The following is a 22,973-nucleotide window of genomic DNA, read 5'->3' on the forward strand; positions in this document are numbered from 1 at the left end:
ATATGAGCTATGAAATCGAACGTGTGCTCGCAAGAGAAATTCTGGACTCCCGGGGAAATCCGACCGTAGAAGTGGAAGTGATCTCGGTTGATGGTCATGTTGCTCGGGCGTCAGTTCCTTCCGGTGCCAGTACCGGTTCACGCGAAGCTATTGAACTTCGTGACGGCGATAAACAACGTTTTGGCGGCAAAGGAGTACTTGATGCCGTCCGCAGCATCAATACTGAGATTCATGATGCTCTGCAGGGCTATGACGTACGCCGCCAGAAGGATATTGATAACGCGCTGATTGCCCTCGATGGAACGGAAAATAAAGGCCGGATTGGCGCCAATGCCATTCTTGGCGTATCGCTGGCGGTAGCACGTCTGGCTGCTCAACTGTCCGGCATTCCGCTTTACCGCTATCTGGGTGGCATTGGCGCTAACCTTCTGCCTGTCCCCTGCATGAATATCATTAATGGCGGTGTCCATGCTCGCTGGCAAGGCGCCGATTTCCAGGAGTTTATGATCGCACCATGGGGAGCCAGCTCCGTACGCGAAGCTATCCGTTGGGGAAGCGAGGTATACCAGAATCTGCGTCAGGTTTTACTCGAAAAAGGCCTGTCTACGGGTGTCGGTGATGAAGGCGGGTTCGCGCCAACGGTCAGTTCCAACCGACAGCCGCTGGAATTGATTGTCGAAGCCATTAAGAAGGCAGGTTACAGGCCCGGTGAAGATATTGTGATTTGTGTCGATCCGGCATCCAGTGAGTTTTACAAAGATGGTAAATACATACTTCGTACCGAAAAAACACAGCTGAGTGCGGAAGAAATGACCCGTTACTATGAGCAATTAGTGAGTGAATTCCCGATTGCCCTGATTGAAGACGGTCTGGCGGAGGATGACTGGGCTGGCTGGAAAGTCCTGCACAGTGTACTCGGTGATAAAGTCGAATTGGTTGGTGATGATATCTTTGTCACCAATGTGAAATATATTCAGCGTGGTATTGATGAAAACCTGGCGAATGCCGCGTTGATTAAACTCAATCAAATCGGCACGCTGAGTGAAACCATTGAAGCAGTCCAGTTGTGCAAAGATAACAACTGGGGAACCTTTATCTCGCACCGCAGCGGGGAAACCATTGACAGCTTTATTGCCGATATGACAGTTGGTCTACGCGCCGGACATCTGAAAACCGGTGCCCCCAGTCGTGGAGAGCGCATAGAGAAATATAACCAGCTAATGCGTATTGAAGATGAACTGGGCAATGCTGCCATCTTTGCCGGTAAATCCGCCTTTAAAAAACGCTAATCCTGTACATGCCTTCCGTACCGATGGTACGGAAGGTGATGGAGGACATCTTCTGTGAATCTCAGAATACTTTTTATATCGACAGTCGTCGGTATCCTGGTTACGTACCTGGTTTTTCTGATATCAGATCTCGTTTTTGGTGTGGTTACGGATGATACCGAAACCATCGTTATTGCTTTATTTATCGGTAGCTGCGCGCATTTTCTGGTCCGTTATTTCCTGAATAAGACGGAAAATAAGCCGAAATACTGAATATAGCGATAACAAATTTCAGTTAAATAACTGACGGTTGCCAATTACCACAGGTTTCTGATATGGGAAAAATTGTCTTACTCCGGCATGGAGAAAGTATCTGGAACCAGCAAAACCTTTTTACAGGCTGGACAGATGTTCCATTATCCCTGAAGGGAATGGAGGAAGCACGGCATGCTGCCAGGCTGATAAAACAGACGGGCATTGAAATAGATGCCGCCTTTACATCTGTTCTTAGCCGCGCTGTCTATTCCCTGTGGCTGGTGATGGAAACACTGGATCGGCTTTGGCTACCGGTGAACAAATCATGGCGCCTGAATGAACGCCATTATGGCGCTCTCCAGGGAATGAACAAAGATGAAGCCGCACATCGATTTGGCGAAAAGCTGGTTTATCATTGGCGCCGAAGTTACCACGGGATCCCGCCGCCATTGACTGGCGATCCGCGTCGCCTTCATCAGGAACCACGTTATCGCCATATCGCGTTGTCAGACCTTCCCGGTGGAGAAAGTCTGGAAATGACCCAGCGCAGAGTGCTGCCCTACTGGCAACACGCCATCGCGCCGCGGGTGATCAGCGGTGAGAGCATATTACTGGTCGGCCACGCTAATATGCTCAGAGCATTGACCATGTTTCTCGAAAAAACGGATGAGAATGAGATTGTCGACCTGACTATCCCGACGGGGATCCCGGTCTTATATGAAATGAACGGAAGTAACATTATTGGTGGACGTAGCGCCCTGATCTGAGGCTCTTTTTGCTCGTGAGGTTGTATGTACAAATCGTTATTTGCAGTTATTATTGGTGGTTCCATCGGTTGTGTAATCCGCTGGATTTTGTCAATGCGTTTTAATAGCGCATTTCCGAATCTCCCGCCGGGAACGTTGCTGGTTAATCTGATCGGTGGCTTTATTATTGGACTGGCACTGGCCTTTTTTATCAGACAACCGCAGCTTGACCCTTCATGGAAGTTTTTTATCACCACCGGATTGTGTGGCGGAATGACAACGTTTTCCACGTTTTCTGCTGAAGTCGTGGTGCTATTGCAGAATGGTAATTATTCGTGGGCTGTCATTTCGGTATTGACGCATGTTATCGGCTCATTACTGATGACCGCTGCCGGCTTTTTTGTTATGACCCTGATCTAACTACGGCACCTCCGTACGACAATTTCGCTGCGGAGGCTCCAGACGGGATTAACTCACTGACGGCATATCCCGGGTAAATACTTCCTCGAACAGATCTTCACCATAGCTGGTATCCAGTGGTACCCCCTCTGTGAGCCTGAAGGTTCGTTCACCACCATCTCGTCTTTCGGCACACAAATAAATGGCATCCTGATGATGCTCCTTGTAGTAGGTACAAGCAAATTCTGAACTGTGGGTGACCAAAAATAGTTTCACTTTACATTCTGCCAGCGCGGCCACAATCCCTCTGATAATATCAGCCCCTTCCCGGCTATTGGTTGCTGAAAAAGACTCATTGAACAGGACCAAATCATCCTTTTCGAGCAGATCGATAATATCGCGCATACGTCTGAGCTCTTCATCAAGTTTTCCGCTGATCATATGACTGTCTTCTTCACATTTATAATGAGTAAAAATATGACGGCAAATATCGGTACAAAAAGATTCAGACGTAACAAACATGCCACTTTGCATCATCACCTGAGCCAGGCCAAGACTCCGTAAGAAAGTCGATTTTCCGCCTTGATTAGCGCCGGTAATAATAAACGTATTTTTATTATCAGCCTTTAAAGTATTCGCAATAACTGTTTTATCAGCGGTCAACACCAGACAGATGTCATACAAGGAATCAAAAGACAGATAACGTTCACATTTATAAGCAGGAACCGGGAAACACTGCGGAATATGACGCATATTTAATGTTTCCGACAAATTAATACAGGCTATATAGAATCCAAGTTCCGTGCGCAATGATTTAAAAAAGTTGAGCAAATGAGCTGTGGATTGCGCCATTGCTCTGGCAACCAGAACCAGTCCCTCATCCTGTAAATTACTCAGCGCCCTGAAACCATTTTCATCCCGTGGTGCTATCTGCACCGTATAATGCTCAGGTTTTCTGACAAAAAGCCGCCTGAACCATCCTTTTTCTTGGCGATTAGGTTGCCTGAGCACATAGTCCTCTCCCCGATTGCCCTCACCTGGACGTGCACTGATCAATATTCCTTTTTTGAAACTCATTTTTTTGAGATGTTCTTCTATCATTGCCAGATATTCTTCATTTAACTCCTGAATAATCATCGCAAATAATCTGGCCATGCCAGTAGATGCGAAATGGGAAAGATTTGCTTCTGCTATGCACCTGACTTTTCGCAAACTGACCAGTAAATATCTGGTAAAGGAAATAGACTGATGAAGTACCGCCGAAGGATAATGCCCAAAAACGCCATAATGAAGATTATCTTTTTCCTTTGACAGACATTCAACCACCACGCTGTAAAAATCACGGATAATATCAGGATGACTCAGACAATCCTTCAGAATAGCCTGTCGGTATTCAATGTCTGGAACTTCGCATAACAATTGTGAGATAGCTTTTTTAACTACTGAATATAAAAAATCATCTCCCGCAGACAGTGACTGTAATAGAACATTAAGTTCAAGATCTTTCATCATGATATTGAAATGTTCAGGAAAACTATCATCGACAATAAAATCCTTATTTTTATACATCAGATACGTTTTCATGCATTTAACCTCGCTTTTATTTTTTCATATGTCAGCCCGTATTTCTGTACAAGCGTTACTGAACAGGCCTTACCATTGGCGGGTTGCTTAATAATTTTATAGGTACGCGTAGCTTTATCTTCATCCTCAACCGTACTCATCATGCTGACAATGGCGCGATCGATAAGGGTGAGTTCATCGATAAATGTCACACAGACACAAAGCGCGTCCAGTCGCAAGATTTTTTCGATAATCTGGGTGCCTAGATATATTGCATCGTGCGAGGTAGTCGATGTAAAAATCTCATTCATAATAATGAGACTTTTTGCTGTAGCCTGGTCAAGGATGGCCTTTATACGAACCAAATCATCATATAATTTACCTCTAAGATTATGGATATCTTCACTTTTCTCAAAATGCGTAAAGATATGATCGATAAGATTTAAATGTGCTTCTTCTGCCGGAACATATAAACCCAGTAACGCCAGATAATGAAGTTGACCGATCATTCTGGCGAATGTTGTTTTACCGCCCTGGTTGGGGCCAGAAACGACAATAATGCGTTCACGTCCCTGTAACCTAAAGCTATTACAGACCATACTGACCTTTTTCTCTATAAGAGTATTAGCAAGGGCCAGATCAAATGCCGTATTAGCAAAAACATCCTGATTATGTTGATTAATCTGTGGAATGCAAAATGACAATCCTGCGACCTGAAACTTACGAATATATTCCACACTCGAAAGGTAAAACTGTATTTCACGTTCGAAAACCTTTAGCACCACAGATTGGTAATTTTCATTAGATTTAATAAAGGCATCAAGTTCTTCAAATATAGTCGGAAAGAGTCTGGTGACACAATCCAGAATCCTCGCTTCAACATCATTCATGATGCCATCGTGACTTTTAAAGTCCACGTCTACGTTGACATTGCGCTGTTTGAATTTTGAGAAAACATTGAGAACTTGATCACTGTAATTTGTTTCATTCGTATAATGCTCAACCGATWTCGTGTCACCTTTAATATTCAGATTGTACTGAATACCACTAAGCGAATGACTAATTTTTCGCGCCGTCGCGTATAACTCGATGAAACTATTGCTAGTAGTGTATTGTTTAAGATAGTTTTTAAAATTTGTCATTCCACAAGAGTTCAACGAGGCTGTAGTCAGTTGTTCATCCAGTACCGCCACCGCCTTACAATAAAGCAAAACACACTCAAGTTCCCAGCGCCTCTGTTGAAAATGATAGTATTTATATTCCTTTTTACCTGCTATTTCTCTGATTTTCCTCATCATTCCAGAAAAATCCATAAGGGTGTTATAAAGAGAGTTTTCGATCACATCCTGGATAATATCCTGACGGTAATAGATATCCTCCAGGTACCGTAGTGGGGTATAAAAATAGGGTGCTAAATCGTACTCATCTCGCCCATGAATAATAGCACTGACTATTTGATCAAGATTGAGATCAATAAAATACTCAGGTGTATCGTGAGCGAGTTGATGTTTTTGATTTCCACTAAGTGATGCATACAAAATGCTATAAAACTCCATAATTCTCTCTCCTGACAGATATCTGACGCATCTTAAGTAATTTACTACATACTATTGAAAAAATAATACTTGCCGTGTGCTATACTTCTTTTTTCATTATTAATGATGGAGACAAACATGGGTTATGTCATTATAACGTTAATTCTTTGTATCCTCGGTATTATTTGTGTGTTTGCGTTTTCATTATGGTCGCAACACCGGATATCACGCAGGAAACATGTAAAGAAATAACCATCGATAAAACCTGTTTTTTTTCTGGTTGTCATTTTCTGATTACCGTCACAGGGCAGCATGCGTGATCGACAACCTGTCGGGCCACCGATCCCAATACCCAGTGAGCAAAATGTGTGTTCCCCCTGTGCCCAACAACAATATGGTCAACGCCATGTCCGTCAGCGTAACGAAGTATCTGTTCAGCCGGATGTCCTACTGCCACATGGTATTTGACCTCTTTTTTTAGCTCTGGATATTGTTTTTTCTGACGTCTCATCAACTGATTAAAATAAGACTGAGTCCGATTGATAAAATCCTGCATTTCCAGCGCACCAGCAAATTCAGACATTTGACAAACCGCAATAATATGCAGTTCACAGTTAAAATGGTGTACCAGCTCAAAAGCAAAATTCATTGCCTCTTTCGCAGATTCTGAACCATCGTAGGCGATTAAAATTTTATTAATCATAATGCAGCCCTCATCAAGCACAATGTCAATGTCAGGCTTCTACTGAAATGTCTTCATTTTCATGCCTATTCCATTTATTGCGGTATTGCCCACATTTTTTCTGTAAACAGACAACATGGCCCCAAAAATTGACAAGCACTCAACATTGGCATGACCGAGCGACCACTGCGCATGGCGACTTGTGTAAAATATTGCATTTTATCTATCCGTGGATACGCGCGCCACACAGGTACAGCAGCAGCCAGACTCTGTTTCATCAGTGTGCGAATCGCTAGTACATCGCAGAAAAAGCTTGCCAATAAAACGAGACCAGCGCCGAACAAACATTTGTCCTGAGAGACATTCTTCTTCAGCATAGCCTCTCCTGTTCGAGGACCGACAGATTGCCGGTCAACACAGAAAACCATTGTTTCGAAGGGTCTGGTGGTTATAGATATACGCATAAACAACAGGGAAACGATAAACGCCGACTCCAGCCACCACGCTGGTTGAAACCAGATGTCGATCATATGCCTCCTGCTTACAGCGCCACAGGAAATGCGGATAACTTGATCAAAAACAGATACGGAAGAATATTGCAGCATAGTGACCTCCTACACAGATTCACGTTTTTCCCAATGAGGAAAAACCTGGATGTGTAGGCATCATCAGCCTGGAAGGCGGTTAACGGAGGAATGCCATCTCCTGATGAAAAATTTAGCAGTGAAAACGATAATTCACCAGTCAATATTAAACTTTCTATCTACTAATTATTTCAAAAACGACCTCCCAGGCTTACGAAAGCAATAAATTTGCACATCAGATACGGAGAGGCTGTGTAACAGTAAAGCCCGCCACACGAATCACCTCTCCGGCAGGGGAATCTGTTTGACTGGCGGCCATGGCCCTGTGACGACGACACAAAACGGCTCGGCTATACCAGACTAAAGCTAAAATCCGCTACCAGCAGGCAGGGGCAACGATGCGATCTCCACCGGCATACCAGAGCGGCGCTCAAGCGCCTGGCTGACGCGATCGATATCGACCCCTTCCCCTTTTATAAATGCCTGAATGGCTGGTGTTATGGGGAGCGGAACCTTCCTGCCGGACTCATACTCCGCACGATTACGCGACAATGGCTCGTGGACCTCAACCCAGCGGCTACCGTCCGGTTCAACCGTGTATTTCACCGGTTGATCGATGATTTGTACGCGCGTGCCCACCGGAACAGTATCAAATAGATATTTGATATCATCATTACGTAAGCGAATACAGCCCTGACTGACACGCAGGCCAATGCCGAAACTGGCGTTAGTACCATGGATAGCGTAGAGCCTGCCGATATAAATTGCATATAGCCCCATCGGATTATCTGGCCCGGCCGGAACAAAAGCGGGCAGACTTTCACCTCGTCTGGCATATTCACGGCGAGTATTGGCCGTCGGAGTCCAGGTCGGCGCTTCCTGCTTGCGCTCCACCGCGGTAACCCAGTTACGCGGCGTTTCACGCCCCGCCTGACCAATACCAATCGGCAGAACCTCTACCGTTGCGCCATCAGGTGGATAATAGTAGAGGCGCATTTCCGCAACGTTAATCACAATGCCGCTGCGTACCGTGGCGGGCAGAATAAGCTGTCGGGGCACCACCAGCGTGGAGCCCGGTTTCGGCAAAAAGACATCGACCCCAGGGTTGGCCTCCAGCATATTACTCAGTCCCTGGCCATACTGAGCAGAAAATGTTTCCAGGGGCTGAGTGTTGCTTTGCGGAATAGTGATGATCAAGGGAGTGCCAACCAGGCGACTTCCTTCCGGAGGTAACGGGTAGCTCACCGCCAGAACGCTCGGGCAGGTAAAGATCATAATAAGCACGTAAAACCGTTTCACTCGTCGCACTCTTTCCCTTCCTCTGTGGCGACAACCGTGAATAAATTATAGCTGCGTTTATTATTTCATTTCTGATTTAGCCCCTGATAACGCATTCCCGTCGCCAGATAAAACGGTTAATGATGTTGAATAGCACGGACACTGGACGCGAAAGGATGAGGACAAAGACCGGTTCATGCGACAGGCGGGCACCCAATTGGTCAACAACGAATTTGCTCAACCAGAGGCTGAGCCATGGTGAGAAACAGAAATTCGCTTATATACCTTCAATGAGCAGAGAAAAAAGATAACGGAAATCAACGACAAATCCGCCAAAAGCGGATTTGTACGCCTCTCGCAGCCGCGAAAACCGGAATAAGACCCGATATTATTACCAACGCATTGGCAACCAGCGGGCTGACGACTTCCGTCAGGCAATAATCCTGACGGGCCGCGGTACGAATAATATTGAATTTACCAGAAATAACCCTTTCACCTGCGCCACCAGGCCGCCTGTATCTTCTATTGTTGACAGTCTGTTATTCCTGCTGATCAACAATAAAAATTCCATCCCGAAATATGGCTTAGCTCACTAACAATAATTCACGATTTTCCAGCGATGGTCGGCTCACCAGCGACATCAAAATCTCTTTCACCGCCTGCGCCTGCGGCGACAAACTACCGCGAGCCGACATATTGAGGGACAGCGACAGACTCATGGAAGGCGTGCTGATTCGCGCCATCCAGCCATTAGCTGCACCGCACAGCGAACGGGCGGCAGACTCCGGCAGAACAGTGACCCCCATACCGCTGGCAATTGCCGCGGTTAAAGTGGTGATCGATTCAATTTCACCAATAATTTTTGCCGACAGCCGCCGTAGGGTGAAAGCTTCGGTAACCCGTGCGCGAACGGCACTATAATCGCGCGGCAGGAACAGATTCATCTCCGCCACCGCTGTCAGATCCACACTTTGCCCCGGGCAATTCCGCGTACCAACCAGGTAGAGGTCCTCTTTCAGCAATGGCTGACTGATGATCCCAGCGACAGGCGAACGTTCATAGAGCACCGCCATATCCAGCTGGCCGTCAATCAGCTTATCGTTGAGGATCGTGCCGCTGCTTTCCTGCAAATACACCATGACTTCAGGAAGTTCATTACGCACGGTTTGCAATAATGGCATAGTAATTGCTGACGCAGCCGTCCCCGGGGCCAGGCCAATAGACACCTGGCCGCTTAGTGTCTGACCAACGTTATTAACCGCCAGTTGCGCCTGCTCACACTGCCGCAGAATAGTGCGTGCGTGAGTATAGAGGATTTTACCTGCCTCGGTTGGCGTGACACCGCGTTTAGTTCGGATCAACAGTTGCTGGTCCAACTCACCTTCCAGGGTCGCAACCTGCTGGCTTAATGCCGGTTGTGCGATGTGCAAGACTTCAGCGGCCTGGGTCAGACTGCCGATATCGACGATTTTTACAAAATACTTCAGTCGTCTTAAGTTCATTTTGCCTCCTGTAAGGAACACCAGTACCATCACCAGTCGTTTAGATGCAGAAGGTTTTGCAATTTACTTGCCAGCTTTTAACTTATGATGCAAATACCTCTGCAAGCCGCATAATAAGGGATACTGATAGCAAACCGTGATTTTGTTGCCCGGTAAGCGGATTGTGGTATGCCCCATTAGAGGTATAAATGCACCATAGCGGTGCACAAAACCGCGCAATGATGAAAAAATAAACGTCCTGCTGAAATAGTCAGCAAACGAACCAGGTTCGCTTATTCAGCCTTTGACAAGGTTAGGCGCCATCGTTAATATGCGCCTCGTTCACACGATTCCTCTGTAGTTCAGTCGGTAGAACGGCGGACTGTTAATCCGTATGTCACTGGTTCGAGTCCAGTCAGAGGAGCCAAATTCCTGTTTTCATGCATCCTTACGAATCCCTATCTAATTAAGATTCAATGGGTTAGCGTGGAAAGTCTTCCCGATGCATTTTCAGTTTTCCCTCCGCATCGGGAGAATTTGGTGGTCAGATTTGGGGTCAGGTTAGTTCGATAATGGAGTGACCCCCAAATGTCCCTTACCGACTCAAAAATCCGCAACTTAAAACCATCCGCAAAACCCTTCAAAGTTTCTGATTCTCACGGTCTGTACCTGCTGGTTAATCCAGGCGGTTCACGTCTCTGGTATCTCAAATATCGTATTAATAGAAAAGAATCTCGTCTCGGCTTGGGTTCCTATCCCGCAGTATCTTTGGCCGATGCTCGACAGCAGCGTGAAGGTATCCGCAAGATGCTGGCGCTGAACATCAATCCCACAAAGCAACGTGCCGCTGAACGCGGAGCCTGCACACCGGAGAAGTTGTTTAAAGCCGTGGCGCTGGCGTGGCATAAAAGCAATAAGAAATGGTCGCAGAACACTGCCGACCGTCTGCTTGCCAGCCTGAACAGGCATATCTGCCCGTTACGGAGCTTAAACCCCGGCATTTCATTGACCTGCTGAAAGGGATTGAGGAAAAAGGCCTGCTTGAAGTTGCGTCCCGCACGCGGCAGCACCTCAGCAATATCATGCGTCATGCAGTTCATCAGGGGTTAATCGACAGCAACCCGGCGGCAAACCTTAACGGTGTGACGGCTCCTCCCGTCAGACGGCATTATCCTGCCCTGCCCCTGGAGCGGCTGCCTGAACTGATTGAACGCATTGAGGCATATCACCAGGGACGGGAACTCACCCGGCTGGCTGTCCTGCTGACGCTGCATCTGTTCATCCGTTCCAGTGAACTGCGCTTTGCCCGCTGCTCAGAGATTGATTTCAGACACCGGCTCTGGACCATACCCGCCACACGTGAAGCTATTACCGGTGTGCGTTATTCCGGGCGTGGTGCCAAAATGCGCACGCCGCATATTGTTCCCCTCTCAGAACAGGCCATCGCCATTCTGAAACGGATTAAGGAAATATCCGATGCTTATGAACTGGTCTTCCCCGGCGACCATAACCCGTACAGGCCGATGAGCGAAAACGCGGTCAATAAAGCACTGCGCCTGATGGGATACAACACGAAACAGGATATCTGCGGTCATGGCTTTCGGGCAATGGCATGCAGTGCCCTGATGGAATCCGGTTTATGGTCGCAGGATGCGGTGGAACGCCAGATGAGTCATCAGGAGCGCAACACCGTGCGTCTGGCTTACATTCATAAGGCTGAGCATCTGGAAGCCCGTAAGGCGATGATGCAGTGGTGGTCAGATTATCTGAATACGTGCTGTGAATATTACGTCCCGCCCTATATTCAGTGCCGGGAAAAGCGCGATACCGCCGCCTGAATTTGTTCTTCGGGATAGCGGTTCTTGTTCATCGGCACCATCTTCGTTCAGAAGAGTCATTATCATGCCGGAATTCTGTTTCTAAATGGAGCAGGATTTCGGGTAAGGGTCAAGCTTATTAGCCAGTTACAGGGAAAGGCTATGCCAGTCAGATGAGCCAAATTTAGAAGAACCTGCTTTTGTAGCAGGTTGCCGCGATGACCGTCTGAATGCGCTCCGCTGACCAGACAGGTGACTCATCTCTGCCCCGGACCAGTGCCGAAGCTTTGTTTCTGTGTATGAAAACCTCTCGTTGCGCCTGGCCGTTTCTGGTGCTATGTATTGAGGGGCAGTTGTTCAATGGGCACAGGACACAAACTAACCGGTATTTCGGTGGCACGGGTCTACTCAGGGCTGAATTCGTCTGATTACAGTCTGCTCCATCAGGCCCTGATATCACATGCAGCCACCCTGACTCCCGTTACAGGCAAATGCAGAATTACGAGGACAGGTATAATGATTAATCAGCTTCGTCTTTATACAATAAACCCGGATTTACGTGATAAATTTCTGGCAAGATTTGAAAAACACGCTGCCAGAATCATGAGAGATAAGTATGGTTTTAATATACTGGCTATGTGGTTATCCGGTGAAAGTGCCAGACTCCGGTTTATATACCTGCTTTCATGGACAGACAAAACAGCCATGAACAACTCATGGGCAGAATTTATGGCAGATGAAGAATGGCGCACGATTAAAAAACAATTCTGGGAAACCACGCCTGAACCCGTGTTATCTATAGAGGATATTGTGCTGGAAGCGGCTGGGTTTTCATCTCCATTATAAACATTAATGAAACAATCTGTACAGTATGAAAATTACTTTCAGACTGATTCAGAGAATGGAAACCCCCATACGTCCGATGAGAAACAGTAATAGTATCAGGAAAAAAACTCTGATAAACCCACTGCCATACCGCAAGGCTAAAAATACGCCCGTAATCGCCCCTGCAACATTACAAATACCGACTATACCTCCGGTTATCCACAACACATTTCCTGACGGCACAAAAAAAAGCAGTGCAGCAGTAAAAGTCCCAAGATTTATTAATTTGGCTGATGCAGAAGCATTCAGAAAATCAAAACCAAAATATTTAACAAAGGCAAACAATAAAAGACTTCCGCTGCCTGCTCCGAATATACCATCATAGAATCCGATAAAAGCGCCTAACACTATCCCCAACAGTATCTCTTTCAGACCAATCCTGATATCAGTATGTAGTCGTCCCAGATCTTTTTTTATGAACGTATAGACTGCCATAATAATAAGGACTACAAAAACCAGATATTCCATAAACTCTCGTGGTATAAGAGAGACAGTGTATGCGCCAGCGAATGAAAAAACAAATGCAGCGCCCATTGTCGGAATAATAAGCTTCCATATAATCTTTACCCTGCGGAGATAACCTGAGACAGAAAATGCGTTCCCGAGCAGAACTGCCAGTTTGTTGGTGCCAAAAATAGTTGCCAGACTGGAGCCAGGTAGCGCATGAATAAGCGCAGGAATTTGAACAAGCCCTCCACCACCAACAGCAGCATCGATCAGACCACCACAGAAAGCGAAGCCTCCCAGAGCAAAAAGAGAAATATCAACATTCATAACTTATTACAGTCCCCCGCAAAAGCAATAAAGACATATTTTAAACTTATTTCTCTTGTAACACCTGAGGCATCATTACCTGCCCCATAACAGGCAACGAACAATAGGATAGCCAGTTCCGTATTTCAGTGAGTCAGAACGTTTTGTAATGCAGAAAAAGCCACGCCAACTCTCCTGTTATAATCAAGCATGACATGTTTAAGTCGTTCTGTATCGAATGACAGCCCCGCGATACGGCCAAAGGCTTGTAACGCGGCCAGCGCATGCAAGCCATGCCTGTTTTCCACCTCCCCGGCATGGCCCATGACATAACCTTTGGCGTTACGCAGAGTTTTAGTGTCCTCATTTAACGACGCATTGAAGGACAATAATTTCCCCTCTATAAACTGAGCAAGAAAATTGTATTCGCGTCCGTTCCAGAGTTCAGAAGCGACAGAGACCATCATGGCATCCATGACAGACTGCAGATATTCAGGAGAACGCATTGCAGACTTATGTTTTGCAATGCCAGTATTGTAGAGGAAATCAGAGAATTCATTACACTCATTGATTTTATATTGATCATCAACCCAGGCTGCGGCCCTGAAAGCATTTGTCATATATTTATACATTCCGTCATGCCCCTTCTGGCCAAGTCCAAAGTCATCTTTTGTTACTTCATGCATATGAGCCAGAACGTTATGATAGATAGCCTGATCTTCATGTGAAATATAAAGTGCATCAGCGGACAGGCGCATGATTATTTTTCCGGATACCAGGCTTGTCGTTTTGTGCGTTTCATTCCAGCCGTTAAAGAAGCTGAGGACACCGGGATCAACTTTATCCTTTTGCAGAAAGGCAAAAGAAGTCCCTTCCGCATAAGCCTGTGCCTCCTGGGTTATCTCATGACAAAGAACTTCATACATCATATTCTGAATGTCTTTGACATGATCAATATACACGGGCACGGGTGACCTGCGAACATCTCCGGCTATCCAGCGACCAGGAATTTTTAACATTGCGATATGTTCAGGCAAACCATCGATGAATATCTCACCCAGTTCCTGCATAGAATAAGATTTTTTCGATATGTCATCACAGCCTTGCAAAGATAAGGAAGTCATATATTCACCTCTGTTATTCACGGACTGAAAGTATTTAAAGACTCCTGAACCATTCATTGGTAAATGAATGAAAAATTGACTATTTCCGGTTTTCATTACGGCGTTTAAAAAATAATGTCTGATTCCACCTGCTCCTGGCATTGTAGGATGATTGATTAACACACTACAACTGACTTATAGTGAGTTAATTATTCACTTTTAGTGAGGTGTGAAGGGATGGATTTATCTCAGCTGAAAATGTTTAAAACCGTCGCCGAGCAGGGTAGCATTGCCAGAGCATCCGAAATACTGCACTGCGTTCCTTCAAATATCACAAACAGAATCAAGCTCCTGGAAACGGAACTGGGTGTTTCTCTTTTCATCCGCAAGGGGCGCGGCCTGGTCATCACACCTTCGGGAGAAATACTGCTTGAGTACGCCAGCAAAATACTGACTTACTGCCAGGAAGCCCGCCGGGCACTTGAGCCCTCATCAGAACCTGCCGGGATCCTACGGATCGGAGCGATTGAATCTGCCGCAACAGGACGGCTACCAATGGTTCTCTCAAAATTCCACCAGAACTATCCTGCAGTCCAGGTGCAGTTCTGTACAGGGACATGGCAACAGTTAGTCAGTGATGTCGCCGGGCATAAACTCGATTGTGCTGTTATCGCGACAAAAGATGACCATCCGGATATCACTTATGTGAATGCTCACCAGGAATCACTGGTATTCATTGCCTCTCCTTTTACGGGAGAGATCTCTGCCCCTCAGGACCTGAAAGGTAAACGGATTTATATGTGGCCGCACGGGTGTCCTTACCGACAGGCCCTGGAGCGTTGGGTCAATCAGCATCAGGTCACGGTCGATATCACCAGCATTGCAAGCTACGGAACTATTCTTGGATGTGTCAGCTCCGGAGCCGGTGTCTCGCTGGTACCTGCTGGCTTTTTTGAGCAGTTCAAAAGAACAGGTAATATCAGGGGGTATACTTTTAACGAGTTATTTCCCGTACAAAATTACTTTATAAAAAATAGCAGAATAGACCTTCATCACTCACGTAATGCGTTTGAAACGTTATTGCGTGCTGAATTAAACGATGTATGACTTTTTTATGGCCATAATCAGCACATCACACCGCGAGAACGTGGCCGTAGCGTGTTTCGCAGCTCTAAAACACCTGATGGTGTAATACAATAAATTTTAACGAGGATCAATAATCACTGAATATGAACCAGTTAACGTGCCGTACCAGAATCATTTTTTTCCTCAATCAGTCGTCTGTAGTGCCTTATTGTCGCTCGGGAGAGGCTTGTCGCGGTATCCATGATGGCAAAGTTAAAAGAATTCCTCGATATCAGTGGGCTAAGATCTGTACATGCAATAAGAACAGCATCGGCCTGAGTGCTCCCCACCATCGACATTAAATTATGCCATCTGGCCTGAACCTCCGGGTCCCTGAAGCCTTTTGCTTTTACTAACCCAATTAACGATGTGGTTGTGGAACGAAGCTCCTGCGAATCAATCACCTCTCTGCCTGAATCTCTTATCCGTTGCTGATAAAAACCGGCTTCATGCGTTGGCCCGGTGGCAAGTATTGCGACTTTACCTGCTTCTGCTGGCAAGGATTCAAGCGCACTGTCAGTGAAGTGGTCAACAAAGCACATGTTACAGTATCATCGATTGTAAAAAATTCCTGTTTTAGATTTGGTTGCTCAGTTCTCAATTTGCTTCAGGAAAATCCAATTTCTCCGTCAGACAAATCGATAACAGGCTAGCGCTTTCGCTGCTTTCCCGTACAAAGGTGTGCGGCATGGTACTGTCAATGTAGGCGCTATCGCCTTTTTCCAGCGTCAGCGGTGTGTACAGTTGGGTATGCAGGCTGACTTTGCCAGATAACACATAGATAAACTCTTCACCCTCATGCTGCGACCATGCGCTCTGCGGTGGGATCTCTCGGGTGCCGATCTCCATCACCACCGGTGTCATGCCCTTCATCAGCAGCTCAGCTGAATGCACCTCATAATCAAACCAAGGGTTGCTGAACTTCAACCCTTTTCCAGACAGGGTCGAGGTTCGTCGGCCATGGATGGTCGGAATCATCACCGCCTGCCGCTGCGGCGGTAACTCTTCAGCAAACAGCTCCGCCAGAGAATAGTCAAAGGCTCCGGCGATTTTTGCGATGGTATCGAATGAGGCCGATACCTGTCCCTTTTCGATTTTGGAGAGCGTGGAAATCGACACGCTACTCAGCTCTGCTACCTGCTCCAGGGTTAACTCGCGCGTCAGACGTAACGTTTTTATGCGCTGACCAAAATCCATCTCACTAGTCTGGGCCGCCCCTAGCCCGGTTTTTTCATGTTGTCTTGGCGTTTTCATCAGCGTCTTTTCCCTATTCGCGTGACCTTGAGATGTAGTTTCTCACATACGATAAAAATTTTCACATAAGAAAAAAATATTAGCGAAAAGCTCTCCTTCATCGCAGTTTAAGAAAAAAGTCGGAGGAATTATGAGCCAGATCACAATCGCCAGCATAACCTTACCCGCTTATTATGATAAAGCCCGCAACCTCAGCAATCTGCTGAAGTGGATGAAACGCGCTGCTGATAGCAGTGCGGATCTGGTGGTATTTCCTGAACAGGTGTTGCAAGGCTATCTGCCCGACACGCTGAGCTGGAATGGTGATGTGGTCAGTTGGCAGATGGCGCAGGCAGAAGTCATCCCTCACGGCGAAAGCGTCCGGGCGCTACTGACAAAGGCACACAGCCTGAATATTCATGTTGTGTTCGGCATGACGGAACATCACCCACAGCATGACGAGGTGCTGTTCAACAGCGCGGTGCTGGCGGGGCCGGATGGTCTGATCGGTGTCTATCGCAAGGTGCATCAGCCAGGGGACGAAAAGCATGTTTATTATCCCGGCAGTGATTTCCCGGTATTTGACACCGCGCTCGGTCGTATCGGCATGCTAATTTGCTACGATAAAGTTTTCCCTGAGAGCACCCGTGAGCTGGCGCTGAAAGGGGCAGACATCATGATTATGCCTACGGCCTGGGGTTATAGCGGCGATGGTAGCCTCGGCGATGCCGATCCCATGGTCGACAGTTACACCCTGTTTGGCCGCATACGTGCACTGGAAAATCAATGCTGGATGATCGAATCCAATCTGTGCGGTCAGCACGGCAATCTGCATTACCATGGTCACAGCCGTATCATCAATCCTCGCGGCAACATCATTGCCGACAGCGGTAGCGAAGAAGGAATGGCCCTCGCCACTGTTGATGTGCGTGCCGACATTCGTGCCGCGCGCAGCACTGATTATCTCGGTTACTTCTTCCTGAAAGATTACGTTCCGGTCAGCGCACCCGCATCGCCGCTGACCGTTTTTAACCGTCACGCTCAGCCTTTGGGAGAGAGCTATGAGTAAAGTGCTGGAAGCGGTGGGAATACATAAAAACTATCCCGCGCCGAACGGGGATGTCACTGTGCTTCGTAACCTCAATTTCCACGCTAATCGTGAAGAGTTTGTGTCCTTTGTCGGGCCGAGCGGCTGCGGCAAGTCGACACTGTTCAATATCATCACCGGACTATTGATGCCAGACAGTGGCAGCATCCTACTGAAAAACCGCGAAACTACCGGTACACCATCGCCGGAATTGGGTTACGTGCTGCAAAAGGATCTGCTATTTCCCTGGCGTACCGTGGTGGACAACGTGATCCTCGGTCTGGAAGTACGTGGCACGCCAAAGGCCCAGGCCCGTGAACGCGCCCGGGTGCTGTTTGACCTTTATCATATGCAAGGTTACGAACAAAAGTACCCGTCTCAGCTCTCCGGCGGCATGCGCCAGCGCGTCGCACTGATGCGCACTATGGTTACCAACCCGGAAATCATCCTGATGGATGAAGCCTACAAAGCGCTCGATTATCCGTTGAAGATCTCGCTGGAGAGTGAACTGCTCGCGGTGGTGAAGCAGCAACATAAGACGGTAATTTTCATTACCCACGATATTGAAGAGGCGGTCACGCTCTCTGACCGGGTATATGTGATGAAAGCCCGTCCAGGCGAGATTGTGCAGGAGATTGAGGTCGATCTTGGTACTGACAGCCTCTCCATTCCTGAGCGCCGACTGTCGCCACGCTTTAACGATTATTACGAGCAGATCTGGCGCAGTATCGGCGCACAACCAACCACTGCAGGAGCAGCATCATGAGCGCCCTCTCCTCTCGTCCTGCGGTCGCCAGCCACGGTGGTCGCACGCCACACGAAGCCTTTTTCCGCACCCTCAATGCGCGGCGCTATACCTTGCTGGCTTTGCAAGTGCTGATTGTTGTTTGTCTGCTGGGTGGCTGGGAACTCGGCGTGCACAGCGGCGGTATCAACCCTTTCCTGTTCTCCAGCCCGTCACGGGTGTGGGAGGTGCTGGTCACACGTTTCCAGTCGGGTGAAATGCTGACCGACATCCGTGTTACCGCCAGTGAAACGCTGATTGGTTTCGTGGTCGGGGCGGTAGGGGGTTCCGTACTTGGCCTGCTGCTGTGGTATTCGCGTTTTATCTCCGATCTCGCCGCGCCCTTTATCGCCGCCATTGGGGCCATCCCGGTTCTGGCGATTGCACCGATCACCATCATCTGGTTCGGTACCGACATGCTGTCCAAAGTGGTTATCGTCGCGTTCTCCTGCGTGGTGGTTTCGCTGACCACCTCCTATAAAGGCGCGTTGCGTACCGATCCGGATCTGATCAACCTGCTGCGTTCGTTCAACGCTGGTCGCGGCACCATTTTTATCAAGCTGGTGGTGCCCTCTGCAATGCTGTGGGTTCTGTCGGGTTTACGCCTCAACGTTGGCTTTGCGCTGGTAGGCGCGATTGTCGGCGAGTACATCTCTTCGGATAACGGTGTGGGTCATATGATCCTGCTGGGCAGTTCCAACTTCGGTATGAACACTGTACTGGCTGGCATCGTGCTGGTCATGCTGATGATGCTCTGTTTTAACGCTCTGGTTGCTTTTATTGAACGCCTCATTCTCTCCTGGGACAGGAAATAATCATGAAAACTTTTCGTCTTCGCCGTGTATGTGTCGCTCTCTCGTTGTTCACTCTGGCATCATCAGCTTTCGCTGCTGAAACGCCGGTCCGTATCAACCAGGCCTTTCAGTCATTACTTTACCTGCCGCTGTATGTCGCGCAGGAGCAGGGATTCTTTAAAAAGCAGGGTGTAAATGTGAAGATCAGCACCGGCGGTGGTGGTGCGCAGTCATGGGCTGCGGTAATTGGCGGCACGGCAGATTTTTCCATTCAGGATCCGGTGTTTGTGCCGAAATCACGGGAGAATGGTGGTAACGGCGTGGTCGTGGCCGGGGTGCAGAATGCCCCCACAATCTTTGTCTTCGGCAAAGACAGCACCCCGCTCCAGAACAATCTCGCGCATCTGTCAGGAAAACGCGTGGTGACCAGCCCGCAACCTGATACCACCTGGGCGTTTATGAGTTATCTGATCAAACAGCAGAACCTGAAAGACGTGAAGCTGGTACATGTGGCGATTGGTAACGAGATCCCGGCGGTGGCTGCAGGTCGTGCCGATTATGCGCTGGCGGCAGAACCGCAGGTCACTATGGCCGAGCAACAGAACGGCTTGCACGTTGTGTACTCCTTCTCGGCCGCGCAATCCTGGTATCCGTTCGCCTTCTCCAGCCTGACCACCACCCAAGCCTATATCGACAAAAACCCGCAATCAGCGCAAGCGGTAGTGACCGCATTTGAGCAAGCATCTCGCTTTATTTACAAGCATCCAGAAGAAGCGGTGACTATCGCCCATAAATACTTCCCGTCATTGCCAGTTGAAGTGGTGCAGAAAGCGGTACAACGCGAGATTGATGCCAAAGGGTATCCGGAAAACGTTCTGGTTTCTCAGCAGGCATGGGACAACAACATGAACATCGCGCTGTACGCGAAAAACATTAAAGCCTATCCCTCCGATGCCACCTCGTACCAGAACAACGTCAATACGGTGCTGGCAACCAAAGCCAAAGCGGTGGTTGACGCCATGGGCGATCAATAAGGAGCTGGTATGAATGATCCTGTCGCCCTGCGCCTCGCGTTAATTCAACATGCCTGCCCGGTGGAAGCCGGGTCCCTAACCTCATTACTGGAGGATAGTGAAAGGCGAGCGGCGAGTGTTTCGGCATTTGCTACCCGGCATTTTACGCCGACCCTGCTGCCCGCAACGGCCTGGGTGTCTCCTCTGCATGCACCTGTCGCCACACTGATAAAAACGGAGGCGCAATGAATCTGCTTGATAACTCGATGCTGATGATCGGTCAACAATTACGTACCCGTCAGCTCAGTGTTCCCGAACTGGTCACCGCCTGCCTGACACGCGAGCGTGCCACCCGGGATCTGAATGCCTTTACCGAGGTGTATGAAGACAAAGCGCTTGCCCTGGCGGAAGCCAGCCAGAAGTTGCTGGATCAAGGATACGATATGGGGCCGTTGCATGGTATTCCGTTGGCAATCAAAGCGAATATTGACCTTGCGGGTGAAGAAATGCACGCCGGCAGCAAAATTCTGAGCGGGTCGATTGCCCAACAGGACGCTGAAGTCGTGGGCCGCCTGAAACAGGCTGGTGCCATCATCATTGGCAGCACCAATATGCATGAATTTGCCTGGGGTGGCACCACTGCAAATCCGCATTACGGTGCGTGCAGTAATCCATGGGATGAATCACGTATTCCGGCAGGCTCCAGCGGCGGATCGGGGGTTGCCGCCGCGGTGCGCAGTGCCATTGGCACGCTCGGAACGGATACTGGCGGCTCGATTCGCCTGCCCTCATCAATGAACGGCATTACCGGACTTCGGCCAGGTGTGGGGCGCCTCTCCACCCAAGGAATATTTCCGTTGGCTACCAGCCTCGACACCGTCGGACCACTGGCACGTTACGCCGAAGAGTGTGAGCTGATGTTTAATGTGATGCTTGGCGTATCGGCCTCCACGTTGGCACCGCTGCCGCAGTTACGTGGTTTGCGTATTGGACTGTTACCGGAGGGCGAGATTGAAGTTCAACCCGGAGTCGACAGAGCCTACCAGTCGATGATCCGCTGGCTGACGGAAGCGGGTGCCGAGTGCAAAACCATCAATCTGATGGGCCTGGAACAAGCGGTAAATGCGCTGATGCTGATCAACCTTGCGGAACCCGCCGCGTTGCACACCGCCTGGTTGCAGGAGCGTCCGCAGGACTACGGCGATGATGTGCGCAAGCTGTTGCAGGCCGGGCTGGGCATCACGGCAGTAGAGTATCTTCAGGCGCAGCGTTTCCGTACCGGTATCCGACTGCAACTGATGCAACAACTTCAGTATGTTGACATGATTATGGTGCCGACGCTGCCCTTTACGGCACCGCCCAAAGATGTACATGAGGTACAGATTGGCGATCGTCACGACAACGTGCTTACCGGGAATATGCGCTACAACGCGCTCGCCAGTCTCTCCGCGCTGCCTGCCGTCAGTTTACCTGCCGGTTTTGACGAAAGCGGATTGCCGACAGGGATGCAGTTTATCGGCGCTGATGGCAGCGAAACACGTCTGCTGGCGCTGGCACGGCTGTTCCAGCAGCAGCATGACTATCATCTGCAGAAGCCAGCCCGGCTGGCGGAGTGATGGCACCCGGAACACGCGATGTGCTGATCCTGCTGTTGATCGTCTGTGGCTGGGCGTTTAATGTGATAGCCATGAAGTTTGGCCTGATGGAGCTGCCGCCATTGTTTATGCTGGCGCTGCGTTTTCTGTTAGTGGCGCTGTTGCTGGTGCCGTTTCATCCCGTGACGCGGCAGCAACTGCCCTGGCTGGTATTGTTGGCATTCACTTTTGGTTTTATTCACTTCGGATTAATGGTGCTCGGCATGCGCAGCACTGATGCAGGCAGCACCGCCGTGTTGATCCAGATGGGCACACCGTTTGCCATGATTCTTGCTGCGGTGTGGCTAAAAGAAACCCTGACACTGCGGCGCATCTTTGGAGTGTTGCTGGCACTGAGCGGGGTTATTGTCCTTGCAGGTAGTCCTTCTCTGGCATCCTGGCGGAGTGTGTTTCTGCTGCTTATCAGCGCCTCCGGCTGGTCCGTCACCACCATGCTAGTAAAGCTTGCGCCACCAATTAAGCCGATGGCGATGACCGGCTGGTTGTCGCTGTTTGCTTTACCGATGGTGGCACTGGCATCCGCGTTGCTTGAGACCAATCAGTTACCCTTGCTGTTGGCTGCGGGTTGGCGTGGCTGGCTCGGCGTGATTTATAGTGTGCTGGGATCTTCGCTGCTGGCCTATTCCTTATGGTATGGCTTACTGAAACGCTACCCCGCCAGCCAATTGTTGCCGTGGTCACTGCTTAGTCCTGCACTGGCGATGATGATGGGGGTATGGGTATTTAGTGAGCGACTTGATCACGCCAAGCTCGGTGGGGCTGCGCTGATTGTGGGTGGGATATTGTTTGCTATTCTGCCTCAAAGGGCTTTGCGGATTAGGTTGTCTGATAAGCAGCGAGTTTAAATCTGCGCAAACCAACAGTTACTTCCGCTCCCTTGTTCAGATAAATAAAAGCCAATGCGCCAGTGGGTGCGATGTTTGTCGAGGAAAA

At 48.7% G+C, this 22,973-nt stretch carries 22 protein-coding genes, 1 tRNA gene, 1 pseudogene and 1 riboswitch; of the genes and pseudogenes, 14 read left to right on the plus strand and 10 right to left on the minus strand.

Annotation, left to right across the window (positions count from 1 at the left end):
• Positions 1-2 precede the first annotated feature (2 nt).
• From eno to crcB, 3 genes are all read left to right on the plus strand, one after another.
• Complete coding sequence (gene eno, locus FE839_RS14480) at positions 3-1,289, plus strand: phosphopyruvate hydratase (protein ID WP_138361506.1); 1,287 nt, start codon at positions 3-5, stop codon at positions 1,287-1,289.
• 314 nt (positions 1,290-1,603) lie between these two features.
• A complete protein-coding gene (locus tag FE839_RS14485) occupies positions 1,604-2,290 on the plus strand; it encodes a 2,3-bisphosphoglycerate-dependent phosphoglycerate mutase (protein WP_138361507.1) in 687 nt (228 codons plus the stop codon).
• Between the two features lie 24 nt (positions 2,291-2,314).
• Positions 2,315-2,689: a fluoride efflux transporter CrcB gene (gene crcB, locus FE839_RS14490; protein WP_138361508.1), complete on the plus strand. Its 375-nt coding sequence runs from the start codon at positions 2,315-2,317 to the stop codon at positions 2,687-2,689.
• A gap of 48 nt (positions 2,690-2,737) precedes the next feature.
• Here the strand turns inward: crcB and FE839_RS14495 are convergent, their stop codons facing one another.
• From FE839_RS14495 to nac, 6 genes are all read right to left on the minus strand, one after another.
• Positions 2,738-4,252, minus strand: coding sequence for a MutS-related protein (locus tag FE839_RS14495; RefSeq protein WP_138361509.1), 1,515 nt, complete (start codon positions 4,250-4,252; stop codon positions 2,738-2,740).
• Positions 4,249-5,787 (minus strand): MutS-related protein, encoded by a 1,539-nt coding sequence (locus FE839_RS14500; protein WP_138361510.1) that lies wholly within the window; start codon positions 5,785-5,787, stop codon positions 4,249-4,251. The genes FE839_RS14495 and FE839_RS14500 overlap by 4 nt, the downstream gene beginning before the upstream one ends.
• Before the next feature lie 262 nt (positions 5,788-6,049).
• Positions 6,050-6,469 carry a universal stress protein gene (locus tag FE839_RS14505; protein ID WP_138361511.1) on the minus strand — a complete coding sequence of 140 codons (420 nt, stop codon included), beginning with the start codon at positions 6,467-6,469 and terminating at the stop codon, positions 6,050-6,052.
• 74 nt (positions 6,470-6,543) lie between these two features.
• Positions 6,544-6,978, minus strand: a complete 435-nt coding sequence (locus tag FE839_RS14510) for a hypothetical protein (RefSeq protein ID WP_138361512.1) — start codon at positions 6,976-6,978, stop codon at positions 6,544-6,546.
• A gap of 122 nt (positions 6,979-7,100) precedes the next feature.
• Positions 7,101-7,163: riboswitch (Fluoride riboswitch) on the minus strand.
• A 235-nt stretch (positions 7,164-7,398) separates the two neighbouring features.
• Positions 7,399-8,340, minus strand: coding sequence for a L,D-transpeptidase (gene ldtA / locus FE839_RS14515; protein WP_138361513.1), 942 nt, complete (start codon positions 8,338-8,340; stop codon positions 7,399-7,401).
• A 554-nt stretch (positions 8,341-8,894) separates the two neighbouring features.
• Positions 8,895-9,812 carry a nitrogen assimilation transcriptional regulator NAC gene (gene nac, locus FE839_RS14520; RefSeq protein ID WP_138361514.1) on the minus strand — a complete coding sequence of 306 codons (918 nt, stop codon included), beginning with the start codon at positions 9,810-9,812 and terminating at the stop codon, positions 8,895-8,897.
• A gap of 330 nt (positions 9,813-10,142) precedes the next feature.
• Between nac and FE839_RS14525 the strand changes: the two genes are divergently transcribed.
• From FE839_RS14525 to FE839_RS14535, 3 genes and pseudogenes are all read left to right on the plus strand, one after another.
• Positions 10,143-10,218 (plus strand) — tRNA-Asn (locus FE839_RS14525).
• Between the two features lie 161 nt (positions 10,219-10,379).
• A pseudogene (locus tag FE839_RS14530) lies at positions 10,380-11,629 on the plus strand (tyrosine-type recombinase/integrase).
• 495 nt (positions 11,630-12,124) lie between these two features.
• Positions 12,125-12,454 (plus strand): NIPSNAP family protein, encoded by a 330-nt coding sequence (locus tag FE839_RS14535; RefSeq protein WP_171034891.1) that lies wholly within the window; start codon positions 12,125-12,127, stop codon positions 12,452-12,454.
• Positions 12,455-12,502: 48 nt separating this feature from the next.
• Here FE839_RS14535 and FE839_RS14540 read toward each other — a convergent pair whose 3' ends face one another.
• On the minus strand, positions 12,503-13,267 hold the full coding sequence (locus tag FE839_RS14540; RefSeq protein WP_138361516.1) for a sulfite exporter TauE/SafE family protein: 765 nt from the start codon (positions 13,265-13,267) through the stop codon (positions 12,503-12,505).
• A gap of 125 nt (positions 13,268-13,392) precedes the next feature.
• Positions 13,393-14,370 (minus strand): hypothetical protein, encoded by a 978-nt coding sequence (locus tag FE839_RS14545; protein WP_138361517.1) that lies wholly within the window; start codon positions 14,368-14,370, stop codon positions 13,393-13,395.
• 216 nt (positions 14,371-14,586) lie between these two features.
• Here FE839_RS14545 and FE839_RS14550 point away from each other — a divergent pair, with 216 nt between their 5' ends.
• Entirely contained in the window at positions 14,587-15,456 is an 870-nt protein-coding gene (locus FE839_RS14550) for a LysR family transcriptional regulator (protein WP_138361518.1), read from the plus strand.
• 131 nt (positions 15,457-15,587) lie between these two features.
• Here the strand turns inward: FE839_RS14550 and FE839_RS14555 are convergent, their stop codons facing one another.
• Both FE839_RS14555 and FE839_RS14560 read right to left on the minus strand, forming a co-directional pair.
• Complete coding sequence (locus tag FE839_RS14555; protein WP_138361519.1) at positions 15,588-16,016, minus strand: aspartate/glutamate racemase family protein; 429 nt, start codon at positions 16,014-16,016, stop codon at positions 15,588-15,590.
• A 55-nt stretch (positions 16,017-16,071) separates the two neighbouring features.
• Entirely contained in the window at positions 16,072-16,728 is a 657-nt protein-coding gene (locus tag FE839_RS14560) for a helix-turn-helix domain-containing protein (protein WP_138361520.1), read from the minus strand.
• Between the two features lie 130 nt (positions 16,729-16,858).
• On the opposite strand from FE839_RS14560, the gene FE839_RS14565 reads away from it, so the two are divergent.
• From FE839_RS14565 to FE839_RS14595, 7 genes are read left to right on the plus strand one after another with little or no spacing between them, the layout of a single operon-like run.
• Positions 16,859-17,776, plus strand: coding sequence for a carbon-nitrogen hydrolase family protein (locus FE839_RS14565; protein ID WP_138361521.1), 918 nt, complete (start codon positions 16,859-16,861; stop codon positions 17,774-17,776).
• Positions 17,769-18,560, plus strand: coding sequence for an ABC transporter ATP-binding protein (locus FE839_RS14570; RefSeq protein ID WP_138361522.1), 792 nt, complete (start codon positions 17,769-17,771; stop codon positions 18,558-18,560). The genes FE839_RS14565 and FE839_RS14570 overlap by 8 nt, the downstream gene beginning before the upstream one ends.
• Positions 18,557-19,393, plus strand: a complete 837-nt coding sequence (locus tag FE839_RS14575) for an ABC transporter permease (RefSeq protein ID WP_138361523.1) — start codon at positions 18,557-18,559, stop codon at positions 19,391-19,393. The genes FE839_RS14570 and FE839_RS14575 overlap by 4 nt, the downstream gene beginning before the upstream one ends.
• Before the next feature lie 2 nt (positions 19,394-19,395).
• The gene (locus FE839_RS14580; RefSeq protein ID WP_138361524.1) at positions 19,396-20,406 is read left to right on the plus strand and encodes an ABC transporter substrate-binding protein; all 1,011 of its coding nucleotides are present in this window, start codon (positions 19,396-19,398) and stop codon (positions 20,404-20,406) included.
• 9 nt (positions 20,407-20,415) lie between these two features.
• Positions 20,416-20,634 (plus strand): hypothetical protein, encoded by a 219-nt coding sequence (locus tag FE839_RS14585; RefSeq protein WP_138361525.1) that lies wholly within the window; start codon positions 20,416-20,418, stop codon positions 20,632-20,634.
• Complete coding sequence (locus FE839_RS14590) at positions 20,631-22,001, plus strand: amidase (protein ID WP_138361526.1); 1,371 nt, start codon at positions 20,631-20,633, stop codon at positions 21,999-22,001. Before FE839_RS14585 ends, FE839_RS14590 begins: the two co-directional genes overlap by 4 nt.
• The gene (locus FE839_RS14595) at positions 22,001-22,885 is read left to right on the plus strand and encodes a DMT family transporter (RefSeq protein ID WP_138361527.1); all 885 of its coding nucleotides are present in this window, start codon (positions 22,001-22,003) and stop codon (positions 22,883-22,885) included. Before FE839_RS14590 ends, FE839_RS14595 begins: the two co-directional genes overlap by 1 nt.
• Positions 22,886-22,973 lie beyond the last annotated feature (88 nt).

This window comes from Klebsiella indica (genome assembly GCF_005860775.1).
Taxonomy (GTDB): Bacteria; Pseudomonadota; Gammaproteobacteria; order Enterobacterales; family Enterobacteriaceae; genus Klebsiella; species Klebsiella indica.